Annotated in this window: 17 protein-coding genes and 1 tRNA gene; 8 read left to right on the top strand and 10 right to left on the bottom strand. The window is 44.0% G+C overall.

The window, feature by feature from the left end; all coding sequences use genetic code 11:
* Window positions 1-156: 156 nt before the first annotated feature.
* The 4 genes from ACT7WV_RS13765 to hisF all read right to left on the bottom strand — a co-directional run bounded on the left by ACT7WV_RS13765 (window position 157) and on the right by hisF (window position 6,712).
* Window positions 157-4,986, bottom strand: coding sequence for a hybrid sensor histidine kinase/response regulator (locus tag ACT7WV_RS13765; RefSeq protein ID WP_445103438.1), 4,830 nt, complete (start codon window positions 4,984-4,986; stop codon window positions 157-159).
* A gap of 500 nt (window positions 4,987-5,486) precedes the next feature.
* A tRNA-Ala gene (locus ACT7WV_RS13760) sits at window positions 5,487-5,559 on the bottom strand.
* Between the two features lie 52 nt (window positions 5,560-5,611).
* Window positions 5,612-5,824, bottom strand: coding sequence for a hypothetical protein (locus tag ACT7WV_RS13755; RefSeq protein ID WP_445103437.1), 213 nt, complete (start codon window positions 5,822-5,824; stop codon window positions 5,612-5,614).
* 120 nt (window positions 5,825-5,944) lie between these two features.
* A complete protein-coding gene (gene hisF / locus ACT7WV_RS13750; protein WP_445103436.1) occupies window positions 5,945-6,712 on the bottom strand; it encodes an imidazole glycerol phosphate synthase subunit HisF in 768 nt (255 codons plus the stop codon).
* 236 nt (window positions 6,713-6,948) lie between these two features.
* On the opposite strand from hisF, the gene ruvB reads away from it, so the two are divergent.
* The 4 genes from ruvB to ACT7WV_RS13730 all read left to right on the top strand — a co-directional run bounded on the left by ruvB (window position 6,949) and on the right by ACT7WV_RS13730 (window position 11,326).
* A complete protein-coding gene (gene ruvB / locus ACT7WV_RS13745; RefSeq protein WP_445103435.1) occupies window positions 6,949-8,043 on the top strand; it encodes a Holliday junction branch migration DNA helicase RuvB in 1,095 nt (364 codons plus the stop codon).
* 117 nt (window positions 8,044-8,160) lie between these two features.
* Window positions 8,161-8,967, top strand: coding sequence for a tetratricopeptide repeat protein (locus ACT7WV_RS13740; protein ID WP_445103434.1), 807 nt, complete (start codon window positions 8,161-8,163; stop codon window positions 8,965-8,967).
* 281 nt (window positions 8,968-9,248) lie between these two features.
* The gene (locus tag ACT7WV_RS13735) at window positions 9,249-9,740 is read left to right on the top strand and encodes an NINE protein (RefSeq protein ID WP_445103433.1); all 492 of its coding nucleotides are present in this window, start codon (window positions 9,249-9,251) and stop codon (window positions 9,738-9,740) included.
* 491 nt (window positions 9,741-10,231) lie between these two features.
* The gene (locus ACT7WV_RS13730; RefSeq protein WP_445103432.1) at window positions 10,232-11,326 is read left to right on the top strand and encodes a pentapeptide repeat-containing protein; all 1,095 of its coding nucleotides are present in this window, start codon (window positions 10,232-10,234) and stop codon (window positions 11,324-11,326) included.
* 124 nt (window positions 11,327-11,450) lie between these two features.
* On the opposite strand, the gene ACT7WV_RS13725 is transcribed toward ACT7WV_RS13730, so the two are convergent.
* Window positions 11,451-12,503: a DMT family transporter gene (locus tag ACT7WV_RS13725; protein WP_445103431.1), complete on the bottom strand. Its 1,053-nt coding sequence runs from the start codon at window positions 12,501-12,503 to the stop codon at window positions 11,451-11,453.
* Window positions 12,504-12,632: 129 nt separating this feature from the next.
* On the bottom strand, window positions 12,633-13,433 hold the full coding sequence (locus ACT7WV_RS13720) for a cobalt-precorrin-6A reductase (RefSeq protein ID WP_445103430.1): 801 nt from the start codon (window positions 13,431-13,433) through the stop codon (window positions 12,633-12,635).
* 840 nt (window positions 13,434-14,273) lie between these two features.
* Between ACT7WV_RS13720 and ACT7WV_RS13710 the strand changes: the two genes are divergently transcribed.
* Window positions 14,274-16,814: a sugar phosphate nucleotidyltransferase gene (locus ACT7WV_RS13710; RefSeq protein ID WP_445103428.1), complete on the top strand. Its 2,541-nt coding sequence runs from the start codon at window positions 14,274-14,276 to the stop codon at window positions 16,812-16,814.
* 267 nt (window positions 16,815-17,081) lie between these two features.
* Window positions 17,082-17,618 (top strand): single-stranded DNA-binding protein, encoded by a 537-nt coding sequence (locus tag ACT7WV_RS13705; protein ID WP_463424167.1) that lies wholly within the window; start codon window positions 17,082-17,084, stop codon window positions 17,616-17,618.
* Between the two features lie 929 nt (window positions 17,619-18,547).
* Here the strand turns inward: ACT7WV_RS13705 and ACT7WV_RS13700 are convergent.
* The 3 genes from ACT7WV_RS13700 to ACT7WV_RS13690 form a co-directional block, all read right to left on the bottom strand.
* A complete protein-coding gene (locus ACT7WV_RS13700; RefSeq protein ID WP_445103426.1) occupies window positions 18,548-19,777 on the bottom strand; it encodes a DUF445 domain-containing protein in 1,230 nt (409 codons plus the stop codon).
* Window positions 19,778-19,900: 123 nt separating this feature from the next.
* Window positions 19,901-20,617, bottom strand: coding sequence for a bifunctional demethylmenaquinone methyltransferase/2-methoxy-6-polyprenyl-1,4-benzoquinol methylase UbiE (gene ubiE, locus ACT7WV_RS13695; protein WP_445103425.1), 717 nt, complete (start codon window positions 20,615-20,617; stop codon window positions 19,901-19,903).
* Window positions 20,618-20,620: 3 nt separating this feature from the next.
* Window positions 20,621-21,523: a response regulator gene (locus ACT7WV_RS13690; protein WP_445105644.1), complete on the bottom strand. Its 903-nt coding sequence runs from the start codon at window positions 21,521-21,523 to the stop codon at window positions 20,621-20,623.
* Window positions 21,524-22,150: 627 nt separating this feature from the next.
* Here ACT7WV_RS13690 and ACT7WV_RS13685 point away from each other — a divergent pair.
* Both ACT7WV_RS13685 and ACT7WV_RS13680 read left to right on the top strand, forming a co-directional pair.
* Entirely contained in the window at window positions 22,151-23,245 is a 1,095-nt protein-coding gene (locus ACT7WV_RS13685; RefSeq protein WP_445103424.1) for a RuBisCO accumulation factor 1, read from the top strand.
* A 223-nt stretch (window positions 23,246-23,468) separates the two neighbouring features.
* The gene (locus ACT7WV_RS13680; protein WP_445103423.1) at window positions 23,469-24,578 is read left to right on the top strand and encodes a hypothetical protein; all 1,110 of its coding nucleotides are present in this window, start codon (window positions 23,469-23,471) and stop codon (window positions 24,576-24,578) included.
* Window positions 24,579-24,833: 255 nt separating this feature from the next.
* Here the strand turns inward: ACT7WV_RS13680 and ACT7WV_RS13675 are convergent, their stop codons facing one another.
* Window positions 24,834-26,543 carry a glycosyltransferase family 39 protein gene (locus ACT7WV_RS13675; protein WP_445103422.1) on the bottom strand — a complete coding sequence of 570 codons (1,710 nt, stop codon included), beginning with the start codon at window positions 26,541-26,543 and terminating at the stop codon, window positions 24,834-24,836.
* Between the last annotated feature and the right edge of the window lie 8 nt (window positions 26,544-26,551).

The following is a 26,551-nucleotide window of genomic DNA, read 5'->3' as shown; positions in this document are numbered from 1 at the left end:
ATGAGTTCCTACTTCAGCAAGCCAATAACCAAAAAAGATTGCCAGGTATGGAAACCCTGCTCAATATCAAGCTTTATGCTGGGGAGTTCAAGGCCAGTGAGAGCAACCCAACACCAATCTTTAGCCCCCTCTCAAAGATAGTTGCTGAAGATTGAGTTAACTCTTGCTGCTATTGCCAAAAAGTACCTCACCTTTAACCATGCGCTGGGCAGCATCAAGTAGTACCTCGTCTTGATACGGCTTGATAAAGTAGCCTCTAGCTCCCAGCCTAGATGCTTCCTGTTGATGCCGTTGAGCACCGCGAGAAGTCAGCATCGCGATTGGTATATGGCGCAGATCATCATCTTTTTGCAGTCTAGCCAACAACTCTATACCGTTCATTCTTGGCATCTCAATATCACAGAAAACTAAGTCACAAGGTAAACCAGAGCGGAGTTTTTCCCAAGCTTCTTGACCATCACGAGCTTGTTCAACGCGGTAACCAGACTTAGTGAAAGTCATCTCTAGAAGCGATCGCACTGTAATCGAGTCATCTACGATCAAAACTATCGGGTCAGGCTTAGTTTCTGGTACATTCTCTGCAATCGGTGTAGAAGGTTCGTCCTGCTGCCAAATAGTGACACCGCGAGGAGTTCCCTCAGCAATGTCAATCAGTTCCATGACATCAGCAATCGGCATAATCCGACCATCCCCCAAGACAGTAGCCCCGGCGATACCAGCTGGCTTAGGCGCTGGGCCTTCAAGTTGCTTAATTACGATTTCCTGCTCACCTAGGGCTTGATCTACTTGGAGAGCGATATATCTGCCAGCACTGCGTAACACCACAATCGAGATCAGGTCATCTTCCCGTTTACCGTAGACGGTGGCCCGGCTGAGTTGACGATTGTACTTGAGTAAATCTGCCAGAGGTTGGAATGGCAGTAAAGTCTCACGCCATTGGATACAGGTCTTATTTTCTGAGTTAATCTTAATCGAATCAGGAGATACATCCAGTACATCTTCTACTCCATCCATGGGGAAAGCAATACGAGCTCGATTACTCAGGCAGCAGAGTGCTTTACAAATACTCAGGGTTAAGGGCAGACGAATTGTAAAAGTGGTTCCCTTGCCCACTTGAGAATCAACGTGAACTGCGCCGCGAATTTCACTTAATTTGGTGCGCACTACATCCAAGCCAACGCCACGACCAGCAAACTCTCCTGCTTGATCAATGGTGGTAAAACCAGGGTGGAACAATAGGTCATAAAGATCTGACTTCGTTAAGCTTCTCGCCTCTGTTGGGGCAATGAGTTTCTTTTCAATTGCCTTAGTTCTCACTCTTTCTGGATCAATACCTGCCCCGTCATCAGCAATAGAAAGGATTGTCTGATTCCCCTGCACAAAAGCCCGGAGAGTAATGTGACCAGCAGGTGCCTTGCCAGAGGCGCGGCGTACCTCTGGTGACTCAATCCCATGAGTTAGAGCATTGTTGACTAAGTGAGTCATTGGGTCAAAAAGGTGCTCAAGAATCATCTTGTCAATCAAAGCTTCTCGACCCTCAACGTGCATTTGAGCCTCTTTGCCTAGCCTGAGGGAAATTTCGCGTACAGCACGGGGTAAGCGATCGGCTGTGTGGGCAAAAGGCACCATACGCGATCGCGTTAGTCCTTCCTGTAGCTGAGTGGTTACCTGCCGCAGTATTCTGGCAACCTGATCTGTTTCATCCACCAAAAACTCAATATCAGAGGCCGACTCCCGCACTTGGACAATCAGCTCGATCATCTCTTGAGAGAGCAAATGGAAACCCGTAAAGCGATCCATTTCCAGGGGATGGTATTCTGCATCTGAAGATTCATTATTAATGGAGGGGCGCTCTGTAGTGAATGCAGAGCGATAGCTCTGGCGACTAGCTAGCAAAGAGCTTTCCAGGAGGGAGCGCTCGTATAAATCCCGCATTCTTGTACCAACGTCACCCAGTGCTGATACTTGGTGTGATAGATTATCTAGGAATTGCCTCAACCGTTCTTGGTCTTGTTCCAAACTATTGCGACTTACCACTAACTCTCCCACCAAGTTGCTCAGGCTATCAAGATGCTTAACCGGTACTCGCATCGTCTGCTCAATCACTGGATTAGAACGAGGACGAACCATGGGACGAATTGGTCGCTTTTCGCCTCTCGGTTGGGGAGGGCCTGCTAGCTTGGTAGCTTCTTCCAGCATCTCCTGTAATTTTTCAAATTCGTCTTCAGTAGTATCTTCCTCTTCAGCCTGGATCTGTGCGGGCGCACTTGAGGGTTTAGCTGAGGCGGGTGGCGGTTCGCCTAAAATCATCTCCAGTTCGTCAAAGATATCATTGGCTGATGAGGTGGCACTGGCTTCCGATCTAGCTGATGCTAGCATTGCCTCTAGCTCTTCAAACTCATCTAAGGGAAGTTCGGACTCACTAGCTGTATTAGTTACTGCGGCACTCTGAGCCTGGTAATCTTCCTCTGTCTCCAAAGATAAATCTGCTGCAATTTCTGCTGCCCAGATATCATTTAAATCCGTTGCTTCTACTAAATTTCCTGGAGTGGCTTGTGGCTTGATTTCAGGTTCAAAGTTCCACCGAGCGAATTGTTCCTCAGTTAACTCATCACTTTCAATATCGTTGAGTTCATCTGTCTGAGTAGCCAGGAGCTCTTCCAGATTCTCGGCTTCTGTTGCTCCTAATTTTTTTTCGGGAGTAAGGGCATCGGTTATTGCTTCGTCATCTGACTCTAACTCCCACTCAAAAGCCATAGCGGCTGCGGATCGGTTTTCCTCGGACGTGGTATCAGAACTATCTTCTTCTAGAGAAGTCCATAAACTAGATAATTCTTCAGCCTCTGGCTGGCTATCAACCACAACCGAATTGCTCTGTTGTCTATCTAAATCATCGAGTAAGTCATTTAAAGGCTCAAACTCAGAGCTTGTTTCCTGCTCCGGCGAAGAATCCAGCTCAAGTTTGTCTAATAGTAGAGACGGTTGCTCAAAACCTTCTAAGTCATTTTCTGTTGATTGAGCAAACAAATCCTCAACATCTAGAGAACCTAATTCAGAATCCTGAGACAGCTCAACTGAGGAGATTGGCTCATGATCAAATAAGTCATCAAAATCTGAGTTTTCGATCTTTTCCTCGTGGGAGGGACACTCAATAACTCTAGGCTCTAAATCAAGACTAGAGTTATTGAGTGTCCCAGTCGCTTGCTGATCATCTAGGCTAAATTCCCACTGCTGCCAATCCTCTGGAGCATTTTGCTCAGGCTCCTCATTATCCTCAAACAAGCTTGATAAATCCCCAAAGCTCCTCTGTATTGCTAATGGATCCTGAGATGCCAATTCTTGTGGTTGTAATTCCGCTCTTTTGTCTGCCCCAGAGGTATTTTCTGTAAAAAAGCTCTCTGTATCAAACAAACTGCTCAAGTCGTTGGTGTCTAAGGGTTGACTTGCTAGTTGGTCTAAATTTTCATCCTTAAATAAAAGATCTGCTAAGTCTTCAGTTGTGCCTGATTCTAATGAAGGTTGACTCTGGTTTGGCGGCGATTCTGTTGAGTCTTGAAAGTCCAAAGTGAACTCTTCTAGGGATTCATCACCTAACCAATTCGTCAAATCTTCATTAGAGGTATCTTTTCCTGAGCTTTCCCAGTTATCTAACTCATCCATGAGTTCATCAAAATCTCTTTGATCATCTGAACTTAGGGATTCTCCGAGTTCTTGTGCCCAAGAAGTGTCCTCTAGGCTGATAATTTCTTCTTCTTGCCAAGTCTCCTCTAAATCAGGAGTTTGACCTTCAAAAATATCTGCCAGACTGTTAAGTTCTGCCATGCCGACTTCTGGAGTGCTGGATGTGGATGGCTTAGTAGGATCTGTCACTCTATTATTACCCCCGTTACTCCACCTTGCTGTGTGGTCTTGCGTGAAGTTCTGTTCGCTCAACTCCTGGGCAACACTTTCTTGAATTTGGGTGTTGTCTTCTTGAATATAGGTATCTGGTTTGTTAGCGGAATTGTTTACTGAAAATACACTACCCTTTGCTGCGTTGTTTGTATTGGAGATCGCATCAGGGGCAATTGATTTTGGCGACAAGTTAGCATCAGATGCTGTCACGAACCTGCTGGCTCGGAAATCTGGTGTTAGTGCTTTCATTTTGTCACTAGGGGCAATTTCAGCCGAGCAACCTGCTGTTACTAACTCCTGGGCTTGTTTAATTTCTTTGATCACCAAGTTGGCAAGCTGGTTGTAGGAATTTTGGGGACGAGTAATTGCGACTCTTGATACCTCGATTAACTCACTCCAACCGCTTAAATCTCTCCCCTCACCCAGATTTGCTAAAACGCGGCAGTGTTTTTGCAACGCTTGGCGACTTGTTTGATTGTCCTGTTGTTTAAACAGACGTATCATTTCTCGTAACTGCAGTAGGACTTCTCTCTTAAAGGTTAGCGACGGCACTTTGGTATTTTTACCAGAAGGTATAGAGGTTTTTTGGCTTACCTGATTCCTTACCAGGCTGGGAGGCTCGTCAACGGCTTGGATTACTTTATTTGGGGCAACTTGAGAAGTTGTTGCTTTCTTAATTAGCTGTGTCAGATGAGTATTGAGTTCCTCAAAAACCTGCTCGGCATCCGCCATGATATCTCTGGCTATTTCCTCTGTGAGACCAAAAGGTCTTTGTAGTTGCTCTACTAGCGACTGCAGTATATCAAATACTTGTAAAAAAAGTGATTCTAGTTGGTAATCTGCTTTGACTGGTGACTCTTTTAGGGCTTTGAAGCAGTCCTCAAGGCGATGGGCCACTTGCTGAATGCAATCAATACCCAACATTGCTGCTCCACCTTTGACAGAATGGGCAGCACGGAAGATTTCGTTCACCATTTCGATATCTTCCATGGTACTTTGCAGATTTAGCAAACCCTGCTCAATTGTGTTGAGATGGTCTTTTGCCTCCTCAACGAAATAGCCCAGGATTCGCTGTTGTTGTTCCGTCCCCATAACGGTTTCCCTAAAAGAGTTTTGAGTAATCCAGGGGCGGTGCCCCTCCTGGCCCTGAGTCTTGAGTGTAAAATTTACTCATTGCTCATGACTCATCTTTGATCAATTTTTGCTACCATATATAGCTCTCAATTTAGCCAATATCTTTAGAATCGACACCATTATCAATTAACTGGTTGCTTTCAGATAAAAGCTAAATGCTTTGAGTGAAAAGGTTTAAGGGAGAAGTATAAACTGATCAGCGAGGGGCTACAAGTAACAGAATTTCCTTGTAGAAAAATCACCTTCTTGGTCAAAATTTTTTCTAGGAAGCAATCAACCTGGATAATGGTCTCTCTGAAATCGGCATTAACTATATAAGAGGCTGGTAGTACAACGGAGCTACAGACCGCAGGTTGTGTTTTTTCACTCCTGTTTGACTCACTCAAGGTATAGCCTCACTCTCTGCTCCGACAATGAGAACACCTATTACCGACAAAAGCTATTCCTTTAAAAATCTATGGAGCTAAGCGGATTCGAACCGCTGACCCCCTCAATGCCATTGAGGTGCTCTACCAACTGAGCTATAGCCCCGCGTAGCGTCCTTTATGATGACTGCATAACTGGGTTTTGTCAAGCCATCGCCTTAATACAATGGACCTATGGATTGAGCCATTTGGGTAAGATAGCCGACATAACTACCCATGAGAAAGTAAACCACTAACATAGCAGCCGCTGACATCGCTACCAGCGTACCGGCTAGCATCAGGGAAAACTCTTTATTATCGAAAGCTTCCTGCATCAGGTGCAGCGACCACGCTACCAGAGCAACATCAAAAATTAAAATAGCAATCAACATAGTTTACGAAATATAACAGTTCCTATATTCTAGCAGTGGTTTAAATTGCGAAACAGACCCCATTTGTGCGGCTTTTGTCACGTAAATTAACCTTTATATAAGAAACTTAACTTATCACGGTCATAGCCTTACAGGAACTCCGTGTTCTGCTAAATAAGCTTTTATTTCCGAAACAGTTAATTGCCCATAATGTAGGAGAGAAGCCAGAAGAGCGGCTTCTGCTTTTCCCTCAGTAAGCGCCTGATAAATGTGAGTATTATTGCCTGCGCCACCAGAGGCAATGACGGGAATCTGTACTTGTTCGGCAATGATGCGTGTCAGTTCCAGGTCATAACCAGCTTGGGTTCCATCAGCATCCATACTAGTGATTAAAAGTTCGCCAGCACCACGAGATGCGACTTCTTTTGCCCAAAGTACGGCATCTTTTCCCGTGTTTTCTCTGCCCCCTCGCACGAAAACATCCCATCCTGGATTACTCGGATCTTGGCGGCGTCTGGCATCAATAGCAATTACAATGCATTGAGAGCCGAAGCGATCGCTTGCTTGATTAATTAAAGCTGGATTGCGTACAGCAGCAGAATTTAGACTGATTTTATCAGCACCCGCCCTTAACAATAATTTAATATTTTCTAAGGATTGGATACCGCCCCCTACTGTCAAAGGAATAAATACTTGTTCTGCTGTGCGGTAGACAACATCAAGGATGATGTCTCGGTCTTCGTGAGTAGCAGTGATATCGAGAAACACCAGTTCATCAGCACCAGCATCGTTATAAGCTTGGGCTAAGGCGACCGGATCACCAGCATCCTGAAGATTAACAAAATTGACACCTTTGACAACTCGCCCAGCTTTCACATCCAGGCAAGGTAAGATTCGTTTAGCTAGCATTGGTCATTTTATTGAAGGTTGGCACGCAAAGCAGGTTACAGCTGGAAATATCACTTTCAAAGTATCCTTGAATCCGAGTCTGGCTAACCTCAAAAGTAATATTGATCTCACTGACTAAATATTTTTAATGAGCAGTAAGAAATATAAATTTAACTTTCCATCCCTATAAATTTAAACCTTTCCTTACGTACTACGCCCCTACTACGCCAACAATATTTTTTAGTTATGAACCCGTCATGGCGATAACTTCCTTTAGAGAACAGTTTCAAGAACCAGACCGACAACCCAACTCAAGTCGCAAAAAAAAGGGTCGCCATAATCAAAGTAAGACTAAGCAGACAGGCGAAGACCTTTTGCAGGCAACAGCAGCAGCCGACGAAACTGGTAACCAAGAAGAAGGTATCCGACCCCAGCGATTAGCTGATTACATCGGGCAAAAAGAATTAAAGGATGTTTTAGAAATTGGGATCAGTGCGGCTAAAGGGAGAAATGAGGCATTAGATCACCTACTTTTGTATGGACCACCAGGTTTAGGAAAAACCACGATGTCGCTGATTTTGGCGACGGAGATGGGGGTTAACTGTAAAATTACAGCAGCGCCGGCCTTAGAGCGTCCGCGAGATATTGTCGGCATTTTGGTGAATCTTAAGCCAGGAGATGTCCTGTTTATTGACGAAATTCATCGCTTATCACGGATGACCGAAGAGCTACTATATCCGGCGATGGAAGACTATCGATTAGATATTACTATCGGTAAAGGTCAAAGCGCTCGAACTCGTAGTATCCCTTTACCGCGCTTTACTTTAGTAGGAGCAACCACACGAGTCGGTTCTTTGACATCTCCCCTGCGCGATCGCTTTGGTATGATTCAGCGACTGCGTTTCTATGAACCAGACGAATTAACCTTAATCGTGCACAGGACAGCCGAGGTTCTCAAAGTATCAGTTACTCAGGATGGTGCCGAAGAAATTGCCCGTCGTTCTAGGGGAACACCTCGGATTGCTAACCGACTCCTGAAGAGGGTAAGGGACTATGCTCAAGTTAAGGGACTTGAACCAATTAACCAACAGGTTGCCGCTGAAGCACTCAAAGTATTTGATGTAGATCCCAGTGGTCTAGATTGGACAGACCGATTATTACTGAAGGTGATGATTGAACAATTCAATGGAGGGCCAGTAGGTTTAGAGGCGGTAGCAGCAGCCACGGGAGAAGATACCCAAACAATCGAGGAAGTGTACGAACCTTACTTATTACAAATCGGCTTCTTGCACAGGACGCCCCGTGGTCGTGTTGCTACCCCCGCAGCTCGGAAACATTTACGATATGAGTAGCAAAGCATTCCATTGAGAAAAATTTTGCTGCTTAACAGTGGCAGAAAAATGCTGAAGAGCTCATCTCAGACGCTTGCTTATCAATTACCCAAACTATCGGCTTGCTCAATCTTGTCTATGATTCGCTGGATTCTGACTTTATTTAGTGCACTACTAATCTTTTGTGTAGCTGAGCCAGTAATGGCCCAGGCCCAGACCCCTGATTTGACTAAGGCTCAAATTCAGCAAGTTAATGACCTCAGACAGAAAGCTTTTACTGCGACGGATCTAGGTAACTTTATCGCTGCTGAAGATTACTGGACTCAGTTAATTGAGTTGTTGCCAGAGAGCCCAGTAGGTTGGAGTAACCGGGGCAATACCAGAGTAAGTCAATACAAATTAGCTGAAGCGATCGCTGATTACAATAAATCTATTGAGTTGGCTCCTGAGGCTACTGACCCCTATCTTAATCGCGGTGCGGCTTACGAAGGGCAGCAACGCTGGGAAGATGCCATTGCTGACTACAAAAGGGTGCTAGAAATTGACCCCAAGGACGCCATGGCTTACAACAATCTAGGTAATGCCCAAGCCGGACAAGGAAAATGGGAGGAGGCACTGGCTAACTACCAAAAAGCGGCTGAGTTAGTACCTAGTTTTGCTTTTGCTCGTGCTAATTATGCCCTGACTCTCTATCAGACTGGTCAGAGAGAAGACGCAATCCGCCAGATGCGTAATATTATCCGCAAATACCCACAATTTCCTGATGTTCGGGCAGCAATAACAGCAGCACTCTGGACAGAGGGTAAAAAAGGCGAAGCTGAAAGCAATTGGGTGGCGGCTATTGGTTTAGACAAACGTTACCAAGATCTAGATTGGGTGAAAAATATCCGCCGTTGGCCACCAGCAATGGTTGAGTCTTTGGAGAAATTCCTTACTCTCAATTAAGCACAACAGAATTGAAAAAATAGCTATCATATAATTAAGTGTCCCTAAACTCAGGCAGAGCAAGTAAAAATTCCAGCCCATAAAATCTGTGACTTGCCTTTGCCTAGTAGTTGTCAAATAGTATTTATGAAACCTTTGCAGCAAGATATTTGTTGTCTAAAGCATCCGGAAATCCGCAACCTCACGGTGGAGTTATATAGAGTGCGGTAAAAGTGGAATATACCCTCTAACTAGCCAGTTAAATAACAAACTTTACTAAATTATCCCAAAGGAAAAAGAAAATGAGGAGTATAGGAGTTTCCTACCTTCTTTGGTGTACTTCGCTGCTTGGACTCGCAGGAGTCCACCGCTTTTACAACGGTAAGTACGTTAGCGGATTTTTCTGGCTGTTCACGTTTGGTTTTTTTGGAGTTGGTCAACTGATAGACTTGGCTTTAATTCCAGGCATGGTTGAAGATAAAAACCTGAAGTATAAGCTTCTGCACAGCAGCCCGGATAGTGTCTCAGCCAATCCACAAGTCATAGTTAGGATACCAGAACCAATGCCCCCAACTATTGACACCGCCAATGCTGTAGCTGAACAATCTGATGTCCACAAAATTCTTCAGCTAGTCAAAGATAGTGGTGGTGCTGTATCGATGGCAGATTGTGTGTTAGTCACGGGGAAATCTATTGCCGAAGTGAAAAATACTATTGAGTATTTGTGTAGTGAAGATTTACTACAAATTGACAATCATCCAGAGACTGGTTCTATTATCTACAAACTGGTCTAAATAAACATTTTGAGTGATCTTTCGAGACAATCTTCCCTAAAATCTCGGTGATACCCCGCCACTTAAAAGTTGATACACCTTAGTTGATTAGGGTCGATATTTCATGATTTAGTATTGTGCAGCCAAACTGAACAACAATCATGGCAAGTAAGCAATAAATGTATTGATTAATGCTTACTTACTTATTTCCTGTTTTACATAAGCTACGCTGGTATTACTTACTAGTGAGTTTGGTTATTAGTACTCGCTAGGGAGATCTGCTCTAGAAGGAAAGATGTTCCTAAGACGGAGATTTCTGATAGATAATTTATGGGAGCTGAGGCACAAGTTAAAAGGTAAACCCTAGAGTTTCCTCACTGATGGCTAATCCTCTTCTGACGAAAAAGAGAGGACTTAGTATATATACCTGCATCAGAGCTTAATCTCCATCAACGAGTTGTGACTATACCCTTACTGACTAGACCAACAGTAAATCAGAGAGCTTGTGCTATATGGCAAATATGGAGCAGTTACTGATCCTCTTCAGGCTAGGAGTACACGCTTGGAATAGGTGGAGGACAACTAACCGTGAAGTAAGACCAGATTTCGCTGGGGCTAACCTGAGCAAGGCAGACCTCAGTGAAGTGGACTTGAGTATGGTAGAACTCAGAGAAGCAAAACTCGTCGAGACAGAGCTCAGGAACGCGGACTTAATTTGGGCAGATTTGTCTGATGCAGATTTGTCTGATGCAGATTTGGAAATGGCAAAACTCAATGAAGCAAACTTGAGTAGAGCTAATCTGAGTGGAGCCAACCTCAGTGGAGCTATGTTGATTGGGGCTAACTTGAGTGGAGCTAATCTCACCGGAGCTAACTTCACCGGAGCTAACCTGATTGGAGCTAACCTGAGGGAAGCCGAGCTAATCGGGGCTAACTTCAGCGAAGCCGAATTGAGCGAAGTAAATCTAGAAAAAACTCATGCCTTTAATGCTAACTTCCATAAGGCAATATTGACCGGAGTTTGCTTAGCTGATTGGCGTACTAATTACACGACAAATCTCCAAGGTGTAATTTGCGGCTACGTTTATCTACAAGAAGGTCAACAAAAACGCCTCCCCAGTAGCGGATTTTTTGCTTCAGGGGAGTTTACCATGCAATTTCAAAAAGCTTTCACCACTATTGATTTAGTCTTTCCGGAGGGAGTTAACTGGATTGCTTTGGCTTACTGCCTCAAAACTGAAACGGAAAATGAGGACTTACATCTGCAAATTAAGACCATTCACGAGGTTGAAGATAATGCCATTTTGGTTAGGCTCAAAACTCCTCCAGAATTTGATCCAGCTAAAACAGAAAGCGCTTTGAAGGAAAAATACGAGTTTTTTTGCCAGGTCTTGCAAGAGAAACAAGCGGCACCAAATGGAGTTACCAAGGGCCAAAATATAGCTCCCGAAAAAGTTAGAGCTTTCAATAGGCAAGGAATTACTGCTCTGACCACTCTAATCAGTCAACTCTCGTCAGAACAGGTGTCTTCTTGGCAAAACATTATGGAAACAGCCGCTGAAACTAGAACAATAAACCCAAGCAACAGTTACAGCTATAGAGATTAAGCAAATTTAACTAACTGCCTATGTTTTTGATATAGCTAGAGCCTGTTTCCCCAAAAAGTTACTATTGCCCTCTACTATAAAGCCTGATTAAGAAAACCCAGTGAATTTTAGCTTTAATAGATCATTAAACTCCTTTGAAACCGACCTCCATATCCGTTTCCTTGGCAGGACTAACCGTTGGTTGAGTAGTGGTTTCAGCAAGTCTGCGAGAAACGCCAATTTGGTTCAAGACAATACCGACAATAATTACACTGCCCCCAATGTATTGAGCCATAGTCGGAACTTCGCCCAACAGTAAATAGGCCCCTAAAATACCAGCAATCGGACTAAAAGAGCTAGCTAAAGAAACATCAGACGCGCCAGTTGTCTTTAAACCTGTAAACCAGCATAATTGTCCTCCAACGACGATTACCATGCCATAAACCAACATCCACTGCCACAAGAATGGTGAGAAGACATCCGAAAAATGGCTCGGCTCAAACAGCACTAGGACAAACACAAAGAAAACGAAAGAGGACATCGCCATCCTGAAAATACTAAAGATGCCCAAGGGAATCTGGCGGAGCTTAATTTTACTAATAATGGTAGAAAAGGCTAGAAAAATAGCTCCCCCTGCTGCCATGAGTTCTCCTTGACCAATCTGGAATCCTCCCATATCAACCATCTCGGTTTCTGGAGCCTGAAGTAATATCGTCAATACAACACCAACAAAGGAAACGACTGCGCCAGCAACAACCCAACGGTTCACTCGTTCCCCCAACAAAAAAATCGATAAAGCGAGGATTAGAGGTGGCTCAATTCTACCAATCAGAACCACATTGTTAACCATTGTCAGGTCAAGGGCGATAAAGGTCAAAGCAGGGGCTAGTGCTCCGGAGAGGATAGCTACCCCAGTTAAGCCTAGCCAATCTGTCCAAGACAACTGCTTTAAAGTTTCAATATTCCATTGTTTGCGATAAATTAAAATCAGAGCAATTAAGGCGCAGATATTTCCTACAAACAGCACATTGCAAAAGGAAATGGGATTGCTGCCGTTAATTAAGTTTTGCTCACCCAGTTGTGTTAACTTGCGTATCACTGAATTGGCTGCAGCGAAGATGATGATGGCAAGGAGCAGATAGGCACGTCCGGGGATTTGATTGAGTAAATTGGAACTTTTAGCTACTGGTTCTGACATAAATTATCATTGACTTCCTAACCCCGATATTCCTAACATAAAGCCGCTACAGCTTGAAAGGTTTGAGTGTAGATCTCCTGATCGACACACTCAAGGGTAGTCAAAATTGGTCGGAACTAACTTAATTATTTAGCCGGGACAAGATTCGCTAGAAACATAGCGCAGACAAAAATCTAGTGCTGTTGACAGATTACTCGTTTGCCGTGGATAGTCAACAATTGGGCGAGTGATAACTATTAGGGGAATGCCGAGTTGGACAGCAACGGCTCGTTTGACATCTTCGCCCCCAGCAACGCCAGAAGCCTTAGTCACGACAAGTGAAATGTTCCACTGATGCCAGAGTGCCTTTTCTAACTCAGGGGTTATGGGAGGACGCAGGGCAATAATTCTATCGGCACTAAATCCAGAGGCTGTAGCGGTTTCTAGGGAAGAGATAGAAGGAAGAACCCTAGCAAATAGGGTTGAGTGTTCTTGCCAGTCGCGGAATAAGGGCAAGGCTTTGTAACCTACAGTAAGTAACACCCGGTGTTGGCTGAGGTAGTCACCAGCGAGCAGGGTGGCAAAACTTTCGAGGAAAATCGTCTGTGAATCTGGCGGCTGAGAATCAATAACTGGGCGCTCAAACCGTAAATAGGGAATTTGCCGCTCAGATGCCGTGGCGATCGCCATTTGGGAAATTGCTACTGCATAAGGATGGGAAGCATCTAGAATCGCAGTAATTAAATGCTCCTGCAAAAACTGATCTAGTTCTAAGACATCTAGACGCCCTACGACAACCTTTAATTTAGGTGTTTGAGGGTAAAGATCTGCTGCTGCTGCCGTGGTAACAGTCACAGTACAGGGGATACCAACAGCGGTAATTTCCCTAGCTAAGGTGGCACTTTCTGTCGTACCACCAATTAGCCAGAGACGTCCGTCATTTACTTGCAATCGTCCTCAAAAATCTCCGATATATAAGTTGTTTCTCAACCTTTAAGGGCTTTAGTAAAGTTTTTGCGATAGGGCTTATTAGTAATAATCAACACTGGCCACAAAAGCGATAAAGAAAGCCGATTGGTAAAACTGGGGTTGAAATTGGTTCGCCCAAAACCTTTCCAGAATTTCCAACCACCGTACCCATAGATCCCGAACAACATCAAAACAATGATTAGCATGATTCAATCAATCCCCAAGAAAACTGACTAAGTTAACTTTGTCAAAGCTCTTCGATTACCCCATAGCTCACCACACTAACCGGCTTGGATGCTACTGCTATCGACCGTACCCTATAGCTGAGTTAATACTCTATTTTAGGTCTAGAAGCCAGAGGCTGCACACTCTACATCCCTTTTCGGTCAGTGATCCTAGTCACCAGCACAGTACAGGTTGGCAATGTAGTGTAATGTAAATTACATTTCCGGGTAGTGTACGGAATTGATTCTAACTACAGCTCAAAGTAACATTGATCCTGTTCTAGTCTATCCATTGCTCAGTTGTGGCGTCACTCTTAGGAGTAGACGGGCAGCAAAAGTTTACTTAGCTGCCCCTTAAAAAAGCGTGCTGACACGCAAATTTCCAACACTCTAATCACATACGGCTGCTGAGATGAGATGTCGTCCATGGATTCATAACCAAATCTGCACCCGTCAATGAAAAAAGTAACCATTTTCAGATTAATTCTTGTCTTGGGGAGGATGCCCTAGTTCTCATCCTCATCGGAGACTATCAACAACCAAGGCAACATAAAATCACACCAGATATACACCGTGAAGCGAGCGAATAGGAGAATTTATGAGAGCAGTGCTGATGGCTGGCGGTTCGGGAACTCGTCTGAGGCCGCTGACCTGCGATCTCCCCAAACCGATGGTTCCCATACTCAATCGACCCATCGCTGAACATATAGTCAACTTACTCAAGCGGCACGATATCACGGAGATTATTGCTACGCTGCACTACCTCCCGGATGTCATGCGGGATTACTTCCAAGACGGCTCTCACTGGGGTGTGCAAATGACCTATGCCGTTGAGGAAGACCAACCTTTAGGTACTGCCGGGTGTGTCAAAAATATTGATGAGTTACTTGATGACACATTTCTCGTAATTAGTGGCGACAGCATTACAGACTTTGATTTAACTGCTGCCGTTGAATTCCATAAAAGCCGGAAATCAAAAGCGACGCTGGTTTTGAATCGTGTTCCTAATCCGGTTGAATTTGGTGTAGTAATCACCGATGAAGAAATGCGTATTCGGAGGTTCTTAGAAAAACCTTCTACCAGCGAAATTTTTTCTGATACGGTCAATACCGGGACTTATATTCTAGAACCTTCCGTCTTGAAGTATTTGCCAGCTAGCGAGGAGTGCGACTTTTCTAAAGACTTGTTTCCTCTGCTGCTAGAAAAAGATGAGCCGATGTACGGCTATGTCGCGGAAGGGTATTGGTGTGATGTCGGTCATCTAGATGCCTACCGCGAGGCGCAGTATGATGGCTTGCACCGAAAAGTTAAGCTGGACTTTACTTACGAAGAAAAAAGCCCAGGATTTTGGATCGGACAAAACACTTTTATTGACCCCACCGCCGAAATTGAAACTCCGGTGCTAATTGGTAGTAACTGCCGTATTGGTCCACACGTCAGGATCTCTTCAGGTACAGTGATCGGTGACAATGTCACCATTGGGGCCTACGCTAACCTCAAGCGACCAATTATTTGGAATGGCGCAATTCTTGGTGAAGAAACCCATTTACGTGCCTGCGTGATTTCGCGAGGCACGAGAGTAGATCGTCGCGCTCATGTTTTAGAAGGTGCTGTTGTGGGAGCTCTCTCAACAGTTGGAGAAGAAGCGCAAATTAGCCCCAGTGTCCGTGTTTGGCCTAGCAAGAAAATTGAATCAGGTGCCACGTTAAATATGAATTTAATTTGGGGAAGTACTGCTCAACGCAATATTTTCGGTCAACGCGGCGTCCAAGGCTTAGCCAATATCGATATCACTCCAGAGTTTGCTGTCAAGCTGGGAGCTGCCTATGGTTCGACCTTAAAACCAGGCTCCAATGTAGCGGTTTCCCGTGACCAACGCAGCATCTCCCGAATGGTTTCCCGCTCTTTGATCGCTGGTTTGATGTCGGTAGGGGTCAATGTCCAGAATCTGGAAGCAACGGCAATTCCCATCACTCGCCTGGTAGTACCAACGCTGGGTGTTGCTGGGGGTGTCCATGTACGGGTGCATCCTGATCGTCCTGATTCTATTCTGATTGAGATTTTTGACTCCCAAGGCATTAATATCTCTAAGGCAAAAGAAAAGAAAATTGAGGGTGCTTATTCTAAGGAAGACTTGCGGCGGTCGCAAATTCACGAAATTGGTAATGTCAGCTATCCTAGTCAGGTAATAGATATCTACAGCACTGGGTTTGCTAAACATACCAACCTAGAAGCAATTCGCAACAGTGTCTCAAAAGTAGTAATTGACTATGCCTACGCTGTCTCAGGTGCCGTACTACCGCAGCTATTGGCGAAGTTTGGCTGCGATGCAGTAGTGCTTAACGCCAGTTTGAATCAAACATCAATCTCTACTGACGAAAAAGAAGCACTGCTCACTCAATTAGGTCACGTAGTCGAGGCACTAAAAGCCAATTTTGGTGTGCAGGTATCGGCGAACGGGGAACAGCTGATTTTGATGGATGAGTCGGGAATACCGATTCGAGGTGAGATCTTGACAGCACTTATGGTCAGCTTGATGCTGACGGCTCATCCTAGAGGCACGGTAGTAGTACCAGTGCAAGCATCTTCAGCAGTGGAAAAGATTGCCCGACGTCATGACGGCAAAGTGATTCGCACCAAAGCCAATCCGACAGCGTTGATGGAGGCGTCCCAGGCTAACCCCAATGTGGTGATTGGAGGCAGTTGGGAAATGGGTTTTATTTTCCCAGAGCTACATCCAGGATTTGATGCGATGTTCTCCATTGCCAAGTTAATTGAGATGCTGACAGTGCAAGAGAGATCCCTGGCTCAGGTTCGCTCGGAGCTACCACGAGTTTGCCACAAAACCTACACAATTCGCTGCCCTTGGACTGTTAAGGGGGCTTTAATGCGTTATTTTGTGGAAACTCATCCTGCGGAAAATTTAGAGCTAATCGATGGAGTTAAGATCATCGATCACCACAACGATAGTTGGGTGTTAATTTTGCCCGATGCTGGAGAACCTCTAGTCCATATCTTTGCTAATAGCGATGATCGAGAGTGGGTTGATGAGAACCTCAGAAAATATCGCAACTATGTCCAGGAGTTCGTTGAAAAAGAGCAGGGGGTAGAAGCTTCCAAAGCTGAAGCCGTCCTATAAACTTTCTTCAATTTTTTCCGAGCATTCTCCAAGGGCAATCTTGACAGGATAGAGCTAGACAATAGGTGAGGAAATAGTACTCTTGTCCCCTTCCAACCATTATCGGTATGGAAGGGGCTTCTTTAAGAGTAAAAAGACAGCTTTGGTACACTTGTTCTATGATAGAAGCTGAAAACATCAAACATTGTGGAGGCGGCTGTCCTGATCAATTAAAAAATTGAAAAAAGGGTATTCAGCCGAGTTTTTATTATGAATAGCTGTATCTTAATGGCGCAAATAATCCAAAATCCAGAACTCCGTTACACCTCTGACAATCAAACTCCCATAGCTCAGATGCTAGTTCAATTTGACAGTTTGCGGGCTGAGGAAGCACCGATAACTTTAAAAGTAGTTGGTTGGGGTAATTTTGCCACGGAAATTAAGGAAAACTATCGGACGGGTGATCAGGTGGTAATTGAAGGAAGTCTTAGGATGAATGTTATTGATCGCTCTGAAGGCTTTAAAGAAAAACGCGCGGAATTGACTGCTTACCGCATTCATAAATTGGCAGCAGATGCCAATTTTGAATCACCAGTAAGCGATTATTCTCCAAGTGTCGATGAGCATAACTCAGCCTCTTCTAAGACATCCGATAATGTTGTAATGTTAAGGACAAACAGGTCATCGACACCGATGTCGGAGGATAATGACCTAGAGAGAGATTATGAAACTACCACTCAGCCAACTTTTGAACCTACTAGAGTGCCGAACCAGACTGCGGCAAACTCAGAAAGCGAACAAGATTTGGATGACATTCCTTTTTAGGAAATAGGAAAAACCCCTCTTTTCTGTTCTTTGTAAAGCAAAGTTAAGCTTATGTTTCAAGTTTTCTACCCGCTGATCAGGGCGCTAGAGCCTTTTCTGGTGCCAATCTGTTTTTGTCTGAGTTGGGGTTTAGTATTCCTCTTTGTGTTGACTATTTTAAAGATAGTTAAAGAAAGCTGGGCAAATGCTAAGCGCATGCATCAAATTCCCTGCAGCAACTGTCAATTTTTTACTAATGATCATCGCCTTAAGTGTACGCTACATCCCTCAGTCGCTAATTCTGAAGCCGCTATTAGTTGTCTTGATTACGCACCCTAGTTAGCTTCGGCCAATAACAAATTTTCGGGGAAAATGAGCTGGGACAAAAAGAGCGGAAATAGTCGCTTTTTCCAGTTTGGCTTAACGTTTTATTATTGATGGGATCAATTTTTATAGTTACCAAAACAACAGCACCCCAGCAGAATTACCGAGGGATTTCCTGGATTGGGCAGTTTTCACAGAGTTGCACTAAACCAAAGGTTCCAGTTGCATTGCTCCCAATGTACTAGCTTAGGAAATATCAGTATTTTCGAGGGGTGCTGCTGTATTTAATGAGACAGATGGTGACTTAAACAGTTTTACCTCCTAAGTCGAATTTGAACCTTGTTTTCCTTGGGTTATCTGTCTTAGAAGCTTAGTGGCTTCAATTACTAATTTAGCAGCTTAAACTTAAAGCATCAGCTAACGACATTTAAATTTACTTTTGGCGAATTAAATACTCTGGAAATTGCAAAGTAAGATTAAGTATCCAGGAAAATTACATAAAAAGGCAGAAAGCCAGCGATATCCAAGGCAAATATTACAAGATCAAGCCACTAACCAAAATCTGGGACTTTTTCTTGGCTGAGTTCGGTTTACGCCGATAAACTTGATTGCCTAACTCTTCTTGTCTACTGCAACAGTAATAAGACAGTCTGCCCTAGACCAATAATCACGCCCAAAACACCACCCAAATTAACAATTGCTTGCAACTCACTTTTAACAATACCCTGAATTGTACTTTCGAGTTCTTCTGGGGAAGTAGCTTTAACTCGGTCAACAATTACCTGATCAATCGACAAAATCGGAATTGCCTGAGCCACAATTTTTTCTAGGTCTTTCTCCAAATAGCGCTCTAAAATCAATGCTAGTTCCTGGCTAATCATCTCCAGGGACGTCGTCATCGTAGCTGACTGCCGTAGGCGGTTAAGGGCTAATGCGGCGATTCTTTCCCAGTCAATCGATTGACTCAGTCCCAGCAGTAAGTCTGGGCCCTTTTCCTGAACGTAGGTGCGAACCGCGTCACGCATCGTTTTACGCAACTGGCGCGCCGTTGACACCGGCAAATTTTGCAAAGAGAGACTTTGCAGCCACCCTCGCAGACGATCACGAGTTGCTAGAGCATGAATTAATTCTTCCAAGCGGGCATTAGTTGCCTCCTTCTCGTCTAAGCAATAGGTTCGTAAACGCGTCAAGGTGTTGCGTAGTCCAAACAAATTGGCAATTACCCAGTAGGTGCCACTGGTTTTCTCACGAAAACCTTCGTCAATTATTTGAATATTACGATCAGTTAAAAAATCGACAATAGCTTGCCGCAGGGCGTCTGGTGGTAGCGCTACCTGTAAAATCCACTCAGAAAGCTTATTAGCCTGTCGCTTATCAAGCTGGAACTCCAATAAAATTTGGTCAAAAATTTGATTAAGTTGGGCTTCTAAAAAATCTTCGCGCCGCGCTAAGACTTTCAGGAAGCGTGGTAACGACTCTCCTAGCAAGTCTCGGAGTATAGCGGCAAGAATTTTGGCAGTTTTCTGCTCCTTATCTAATTGAACTTGCTCCAGTGCTAGCCTTAAGAGCCATGAAATTGCGCCCTGGACACGCTCAGTATGCAAGAGACGCCGTGCTAAATATTGTAATTCCGTCGGTGTTAGGAGAGACCCCATAATGGTGTCGGCAATGCGCTTAGCAAGCCGTTCTTGATTACGGGGAATCAAACCGGGTGTCAAAGGTAGCTGACGCCTGCCGATGTAAATAGGTTTATAGGGACGAAAGAGCATTTTGATGGCTAAATCATTGGTGAAATAGCCAATAATTCCCCCTGCTATCGGAGGAAGAAGGAGCGGCCAAAGGTGAGACAGATCCAAAACAGCAATCCAGTTACAGGCAACTTAGAAAGTAAGTAAATTAGTCATCTGCCATTAACCACTTGCTTGACTACCAAGGACAAAGAACAAATGAACAATGACAAAAGACTAACAATCTCTATTTTAGGCTTTACTCAAAACTAGAACTCCCATCATGCCACCAGCAATGGGATAATGGGTTGCCTTAGCAAATCCTGATTTGAGAGCTAACGCTACCTGCTCTGATCCTGTGGGAAACCGCTCTAGGCTGGGAGCTAGGTAGGCATATTCTTCCGTCAAGCCAAAATTTTTAGCACAAGGCACGACAATATTTTCCAGATACCATTGCTGAAAAGCACGCACTGGCAAATGAGTTGAGCGATTAAAGTCTAAGATAGCGGCTTGAGCGCCTGGTTTAAGAGTACGGCACAACTCTTTGAGGCATTGGGGAATATCTGTCACATTACGCAGGCCGTAACCCATGGTTGCGCCGTCAAAATAATTGTCTTCAAAGGGCAAATCTAGGGCGTTTGCTTCAACCCAGTTGATTGATGGCAATGGATATATACCCGCAATCCTCGTTTGAGCGATCGCTAATTGGGCTGGGGAAAAATCCACTCCATAAACTTTACCCGTTTCTCCCACCCGCCGCGCTAGCAACTGAGCTAAATCACCACTACCGCAGCATAAATCCAAATAAATATTTCCTGGTTGTGGGGAACTCCACTTAACCGCCATCAACTTCCAGATACGGTGTTGACCCAGACTTAACCAATTATTGAGCTGGTCGTAGACTGGTGCAATGCGGTCGAACAAATTACGAATTTCTGAGGATTGTGGCGTTACGCGGCGATCATTCATAAGTTAACGGGAACAGTTACTAGCAAGCACTAATCCTACCTGCTGCGCCGAAAGATGAATCAATTTCAGTTCATCTTCAGAAAGTTTTGTCTTTCTCTGCTGCCACTGAAGTGAGAGGATCGCTAGTAAGTTGCCTCTGTAGGTAATCGGGACGAGCAGGTGCGCCTCAATACCGGCTTGCTGGTAATACTGGTTGATAGCTGGTGCTGTTGCTGGTGCAGTATTCAGCCAAGACATTAGCTGACGCTTTGCCATTGCCTCTGGGAGCAGAGGATCTTGCTCGAGGAAGTTGTCACTGATGGTCAAGGTAGAGTGAGATCCTTTCCCCTGTGACAGTTGGTCATTATCTATCATTTGCAGAATACAGCTATCTGCACAAAAGCTCTCGCTAAAAGCTGCGGCGATTGGTTCCAGGCAAGATTCCCAACTATCATACTCCTGAGCCACCTGCACAATTGTTGCTAGCAGAGCTGTTTGTGCCTGGGCCCGTTGTAGTTCCTCTGTCCGTTGCTTGAGCAACTCATAAGTTTGGCTTGCTTGTTGCACTACAGCTCTCAGTTCAGAAGGGTTCCAAGGTTTGGTGATGTACTTGTAGACTTGCCCTGAATTAATTGCCTCTACCAAATCTTCCACATCAGTGAAGCCAGTGAGGATAATCCTCACTGTGTCGGGAAAGTTAGGGACGGTTTTGCTTAAAAATTCCGTTCCTTTCATTTCCGGCATCCGCTGGTCAGAAATAATCACAGCTACTTCGCCTTCTGAGGAAAGCAGTGATAGAGCATTGAGACCACTTTCAGCTCGGAGAACGTTAAAGTCTCGTCGGAAGGTTCGGTAGAGCAGATCCAGATTATCTGGTTCATCATCTACTACCAACATTTTCGGTTTTTTCGGTCGCTCTGAATTCATTAACTGACGACTGATATTATCAAAATTGGGAATAGCATTGTCAACAACACAGAAACTTTTGGGCAAATCTGAACTGGATAACAATATATCCGAGACTCCTTTATTGACATTTGCCCACAATAAACAACCAACCTGAGACAAGGGTTATTGCCCAATCATCCCAGACTTTCCGGCAGAGCAAATATCCAAGAAGATCATGGAAGAGCAAATAAAATAGTCCTGAATCAAGCGATCCCTTGTTGCTAGTGAGTCTGCTTTATTTTAGGTTATCTGTCGGTGTTAGTGGTAAAAAGAGATTATTTGGTGTTAACACTACGGCTAGTTAGTCGTTGGGTTAGAGGTTGGCTTGTTCTCGCTTCTCTACAATCATGATCCCCGTGGCGAGAGAGAAAAGATGGTTGTAATTTTAGGCCTCGGCGTTACCTCCAAGGTTACCTCTCCCCTTCTCCCGACAGAGAATAATGGAGACAAAGCGAGAGATATCTTAACCCTGTGCTTAAATTGACCCAGCAGGAAGCCAAGAAAAAAATGCCTTCCCTTAGAAAGAAAATTGGTTCATACTCTAATCACGATAAATTTAAAAATATCTTGCCATTTGATCGCACTGTATAATCTCTCCAAAAAAAAATGACTGAAATACCACCTACCAATCCTGATGATTCCCCTCAAGCTGACTCAGGGAGTGTGAATGCGGAGGAATTACTACAATTGCTGCGGCGTAAAGAAAGCAACTGGGTTAAATGGGGTCTAGCTTGCCAACAACTGCAAAAAGACGGTTACAGTCCCCAGGCTATTTTTGAAGAGACTGGGTTCGAGCCCATCCAGCAGAATCAAGTGATTGTGGCATCTCAGGTTCATAGTACTTTAATCAAAGCCGGAGTATCAGAGGCAGTAAAATCTCGTTTTGAGAGTACTGGCAGCGATAGTTTATACGAGTTGCGCATTCTCACACAACCAGAACGTGCTGCTGCTGCCGAATTCATTGTCGCCAGGAATTTGGACTCAGAAGGATCTCGCGAGGTTGCCAAAGCCATCAAAGAGTTTTCCCGTCTCAGCAGAGTACCAGAAGGATTTACTAATCATCCCGGTGATGCTGTTGCCTACCAGTACTGGAAAGTTGCCAAGCAACACAACGACTTACAAGAACGCTCTCGTCTGATTGCACGAGGCTTGATGTTTGCTCATAGCCAAGAAGCACGGCGACAAATCGAGCTGTTACTAACCGAAGCCTTTGGGGGTAAGCAACATCGGGCTCCGAGATTGCCCTTGTACCGCATCGAAGCAGAGGAAGCACTACCGCGCTTGTTACCTGTGGTTGGTCAAATGCCACTGAAAACAAATGACTTTCAAGAGTTCTCTAATATCAAATATAACGGTCCCTTTGAGGTAGTAGAAGTATCCAGCAAGCAGCAATTAGTGGCGATACCGGGCTGGCAAGTGGTTAGAAAAGCGCAAGACGCAGTGGCAATTTTAGCTGATAGCAGTCAGCTACCGATTCAACCGGCAAACAAACCAGAAGATTTTTTACTGATTATTGACCGAAAAAGTACTCAATGGGAAGCCGACACTTACTTTGCTGTTGACTCTTTAGGACAGGTCAAAATTGAGTGGTTTTCAGAGGCCCCAGATACCAACCTCTTAGGACGCATAATCCTAGTATTACGCCCTAAAAAAATCTTGGATGAAGCTGCTAGCCAAGATGTTTGGCAAATTGATGAGTAAATCTGGTTATTTTGGGACGATATTATCAAACCAGACTGCAGTGTAAGCCTGAAAAACTGAAAGTCAGTGATGGACAAGTCAAAGTAAGAAGGCTTTCCCTGACAAATCAACCCCTGTCTTACTAGCTGCTTCCTCACTGGTAATTAACACTTGATGCAGGCAAGCTTTATCCTTGGTTATTTCTTAATCTTCCTACTACCCATAAAAGCTTTCAGAGGTGCTGATGAGTTGGAAAAGCCTAGATTCTCTAAAAAAAACTATTCCGAGTAGTTTTCCCAAAAAAAGTCTATTACTGACTTTATTCGCTGGTATCTGTCTGAGTAGTATTGCTCTAGTTAGCGTCAAGCAGCATCCAGGACAGAGTTTTTTTCAGAACCAACTAGATCCACTACCGAAGTCCAAAGCATTTCGGCAGGCAATTAATAAGGCCGCAGAGGCAGCACAATTAACCCAATCTGCTAAAACTAGTCAAGAATGGAATGATGTTGCTGTTTTGTGGCAAGAGGCGATTGATTTGATGGAGGCTGTACCCTCTTCTAACTCGCAACATGAGCAGGCGAAGAAAAAAGCTTCTGAGTATCGGTTTAATTTAGAGTATGCTCATGGCAATGCACTGGAAAAATCCCCAGTTTCTAATAATCCTAACGATTTCTGGAGCATAGGTTCTAGGTTGGAAGACGTAGTTAGAATACAAGGTAAGCCTTTAAAAATTAGACGGTACGACTCTTTGTGTAAACAAGTTGCTTACTACAAAGACAGTCAAGTCGAAATTAAGCAGGGAGTTGTCACTGATTACAAAAATTTTGACAACAACCTGAAAGTTGCTACTAACGAATCTGCGAGTATACAACCACAAACTAATAGTGATTTCTGGAGTTTAGGTTCTTCCAAAGAAGAGGTATTGAGATTGCAAGGCACACCTACACAAGTGGTGAAATACGAATCGTTGGCGAAAGAAATTGTATATTACAACAACAGCAGAATCGAATTTAATCAGGAACAAGTTACTGCCTATAGCAACTTAGACGACAATCTGAAAGTTTCTATTGAAACTGTTCCGGAGCAACAGCCAGAAGGCGATTTAAAAACAAAGTTACAGGATGACAACGAAACACTCTCAGAGAAGCAAGATACTTTCTGGAATTTAGGTTCCCCCAGAGAAGAGGTTTTGAAATTACAAGGGACACCTACACAATTTCTGCGGTACGACAGTTCTTGTAAAGAAGTTATTTATTATAAAGGTAGTTCAATAGAACTCAAGAATGGAATTGTTAACGGCTATAAAAATGTGGATAACAATCTCAAAATTCCACGAGAAACACAGAAGCCTTAATCAGTAAAAATTACTCACCATGGTTATTGATCTTTGGTCATGTGAAGTGACTAAAGAAGTATCGTTGCATAACTTTCTACAACAGATTGCAAGTTGTGCCAAGCACAAAAATACCACGCCTGCTTGATCCCTCCCCTTCCCTAAAGCCCTTAGTAGATGCCCGAAATAATTTAGGGAAGGTATTGTTCTGGATAGCCCTTTACTAACAAAATTCCCTACCGTTTGTAGGGCAAACTCATGAGGAATTACTTAACCTTATCTGCATCGATAAAGTTGATAGGGAATGCCGATACGGTGATGTTGTGTAGGGTCAATCGTACATCTAGTTTGATTACCTAATAGCAGCCGTGGTGGATAGTCCCGTTGTCTCAATCCCGGAGCAACTACCCATAAATTTAAACTAGGTGCTGGTGAAGCTGCCAGTTGAGATAGCTTTTGCCAGACTAAATCATACCCTTGTTCTTTGTTCAAGAAAGTAAAAGAAGTATCACTAGCACCTTGAGAATTACCCTGATGCAGTTGGTTAATTGCCAAGGCAAAGCTTAACCCCAAAGCTACGTCTTGAAAATTGCTATATCCCATCAGCATCATTATGGGGACATTTGGCTCAAAGTTCATCTCCTGTGCCACCTGCTGAGGATGGAATGACTTGAGGAACACTAAGTTATTGACCACAAAAATACAACTTAAAAAAGAAACAAAAAAAAGAAACCTGGCAGGTTTTAAGTTGAGAGATTGCCAGTTAATTTGGGTTGCAGCTTGCTCTCTAGCACTTCTCTGTTTCAACCTATTAAAGACAAAACTAGCTCCTAATAAAGCACACATAGCTGGATAATAAACAAAGTTGTATCGAGGTACAATAGTGATGTCTTTACCTAATAGATAAACTATGGCAAAAAATTGTAGAATTACGACTAAAGCAAAACCACAAAGTGTTACCGTTGCTAACTGCGTTTGAGGCTGTTGCCAGAGTTGCTTAATTCCCCGAAAACCTTGCCAACCTACCCAACTGCCAAATACAATCATCAGTAATGCCATCGGCACCACAATCCATAGAGGCTGACCTTCTACAGGTAGAGTAATAACCATAGTCAGCCAACCTAGCAGCATTTGGTACAAGGGGGCGATATGTTGCGGTTGTGGCAGCCAGTCTGTTTCTTGACGTCCGAAATCGCCCAATAGTACTGGTAGCCAAGGTAGATAACTGACTGCGACACCTAAAATTACTAAAATAAGAGCAACTATAATACTACCCTTGGGTAATCGCTGACGACGCCAATAAATTAGTCCAGTTATAGTCAGGATTTGGGCAGAAAAAGCAATCAAGAAAAAGTAGTGGATATAGCAACCAACGCTGTTGATCATCCCCCACAATAACCACCAGATGATCTTTGGCGATTTTTGAGAGTAAATCGCCCGTATAATTGGCATTAATACCAACAGCGCTAGGGTAATTAATAGCATTGGCAGAGTGTAGTGACGTGCTTCCTGAGAGAGGTAAACGGCAAAGGGAGAAACTGCCATGAAAGCGGCTGCAAAAATGCCGGCTGTTGGGGAAAAGGCAAGGCGATTGAGGAAATAAACCGCTGCGATTGTACCCACTCCGAACAAAGCTGGTAGCGATCGCATTTGCCAAACTAGGTGATCGATTCCTCTCCAGGTAAGCCAGGTATGCATTAGGCAGAAAAATAATGGGGGATGGGTTGATTGAGTGGCAAGGTTGTGGGCAATTTCTTGACAGCTAACTTCCGGTTTTAGGGTAAAAATTTCTTCGAGAGTGGAGAGGGGAAAAACTACATCCAAGGGCAAGTCATTATAGTTATGTCCTAAGCTGAATAAGGTAGTGAGTATCTCGTCTAGCCACAGAGGCTTAAGATCAAGATGCCAAAATCTGAGGGCTATTCCTAGGGCAATTACTCCAGTTAAGGCTAAATAGTGTGGCAATAATTTGTTTGTGTTGTTCATTGAGTTTT

It is taken from the genome of Symploca atlantica LB2515 (assembly GCF_052546295.1).
The sequence above is the reverse complement of the archived record's forward strand: the minus strand, read 5'-3'. Positions and strand labels throughout refer to the sequence as shown.

Bases quoted from the DNA above. Each gene is read 5' to 3' on its own strand.
- ACT7WV_RS13755 (WP_445103437.1), bottom strand. From the start codon at position 5,824: ATGTTGATTGCTATTTTAATTTTTGATGTTGCTCTGGTAGCGTGGTCG.
- ubiE (WP_445103425.1), bottom strand. From the start codon at position 20,617: ATGAATGATCGCCGCGTAACGCCACAATCCTCAGAAATTCGTAATTTG.
- ACT7WV_RS13710 (WP_445103428.1), top strand. From the start codon at position 14,274: ATGAGAGCAGTGCTGATGGCTGGCGGTTCGGGAACTCGTCTGAGGCCG.
- ACT7WV_RS13725 (WP_445103431.1), bottom strand. From the start codon at position 12,503: ATGTCAGAACCAGTAGCTAAAAGTTCCAATTTACTCAATCAAATCCCC.
- ACT7WV_RS13740 (WP_445103434.1), top strand. From the start codon at position 8,161: ATGATTCGCTGGATTCTGACTTTATTTAGTGCACTACTAATCTTTTGT.
- ACT7WV_RS13765 (WP_445103438.1), bottom strand. From the start codon at position 4,986: ATGGGGACGGAACAACAACAGCGAATCCTGGGCTATTTCGTTGAGGAG.
- ruvB (WP_445103435.1), top strand. From the start codon at position 6,949: ATGGCGATAACTTCCTTTAGAGAACAGTTTCAAGAACCAGACCGACAA.
- ACT7WV_RS13680 (WP_445103423.1), top strand. From the start codon at position 23,469: ATGAGTTGGAAAAGCCTAGATTCTCTAAAAAAAACTATTCCGAGTAGT.
- ACT7WV_RS13685 (WP_445103424.1), top strand. From the start codon at position 22,151: ATGACTGAAATACCACCTACCAATCCTGATGATTCCCCTCAAGCTGAC.
- hisF (WP_445103436.1), bottom strand. From the start codon at position 6,712: ATGCTAGCTAAACGAATCTTACCTTGCCTGGATGTGAAAGCTGGGCGA.
- ACT7WV_RS13735 (WP_445103433.1), top strand. From the start codon at position 9,249: ATGAGGAGTATAGGAGTTTCCTACCTTCTTTGGTGTACTTCGCTGCTT.
- ACT7WV_RS13705 (WP_463424167.1), top strand. From the start codon at position 17,082: ATGGCGCAAATAATCCAAAATCCAGAACTCCGTTACACCTCTGACAAT.
- ACT7WV_RS13690 (WP_445105644.1), bottom strand. From the start codon at position 21,523: ATGAATTCAGAGCGACCGAAAAAACCGAAAATGTTGGTAGTAGATGAT.
- ACT7WV_RS13675 (WP_445103422.1), bottom strand. From the start codon at position 26,543: ATGAACAACACAAACAAATTATTGCCACACTATTTAGCCTTAACTGGA.
- ACT7WV_RS13730 (WP_445103432.1), top strand. From the start codon at position 10,232: ATGGCAAATATGGAGCAGTTACTGATCCTCTTCAGGCTAGGAGTACAC.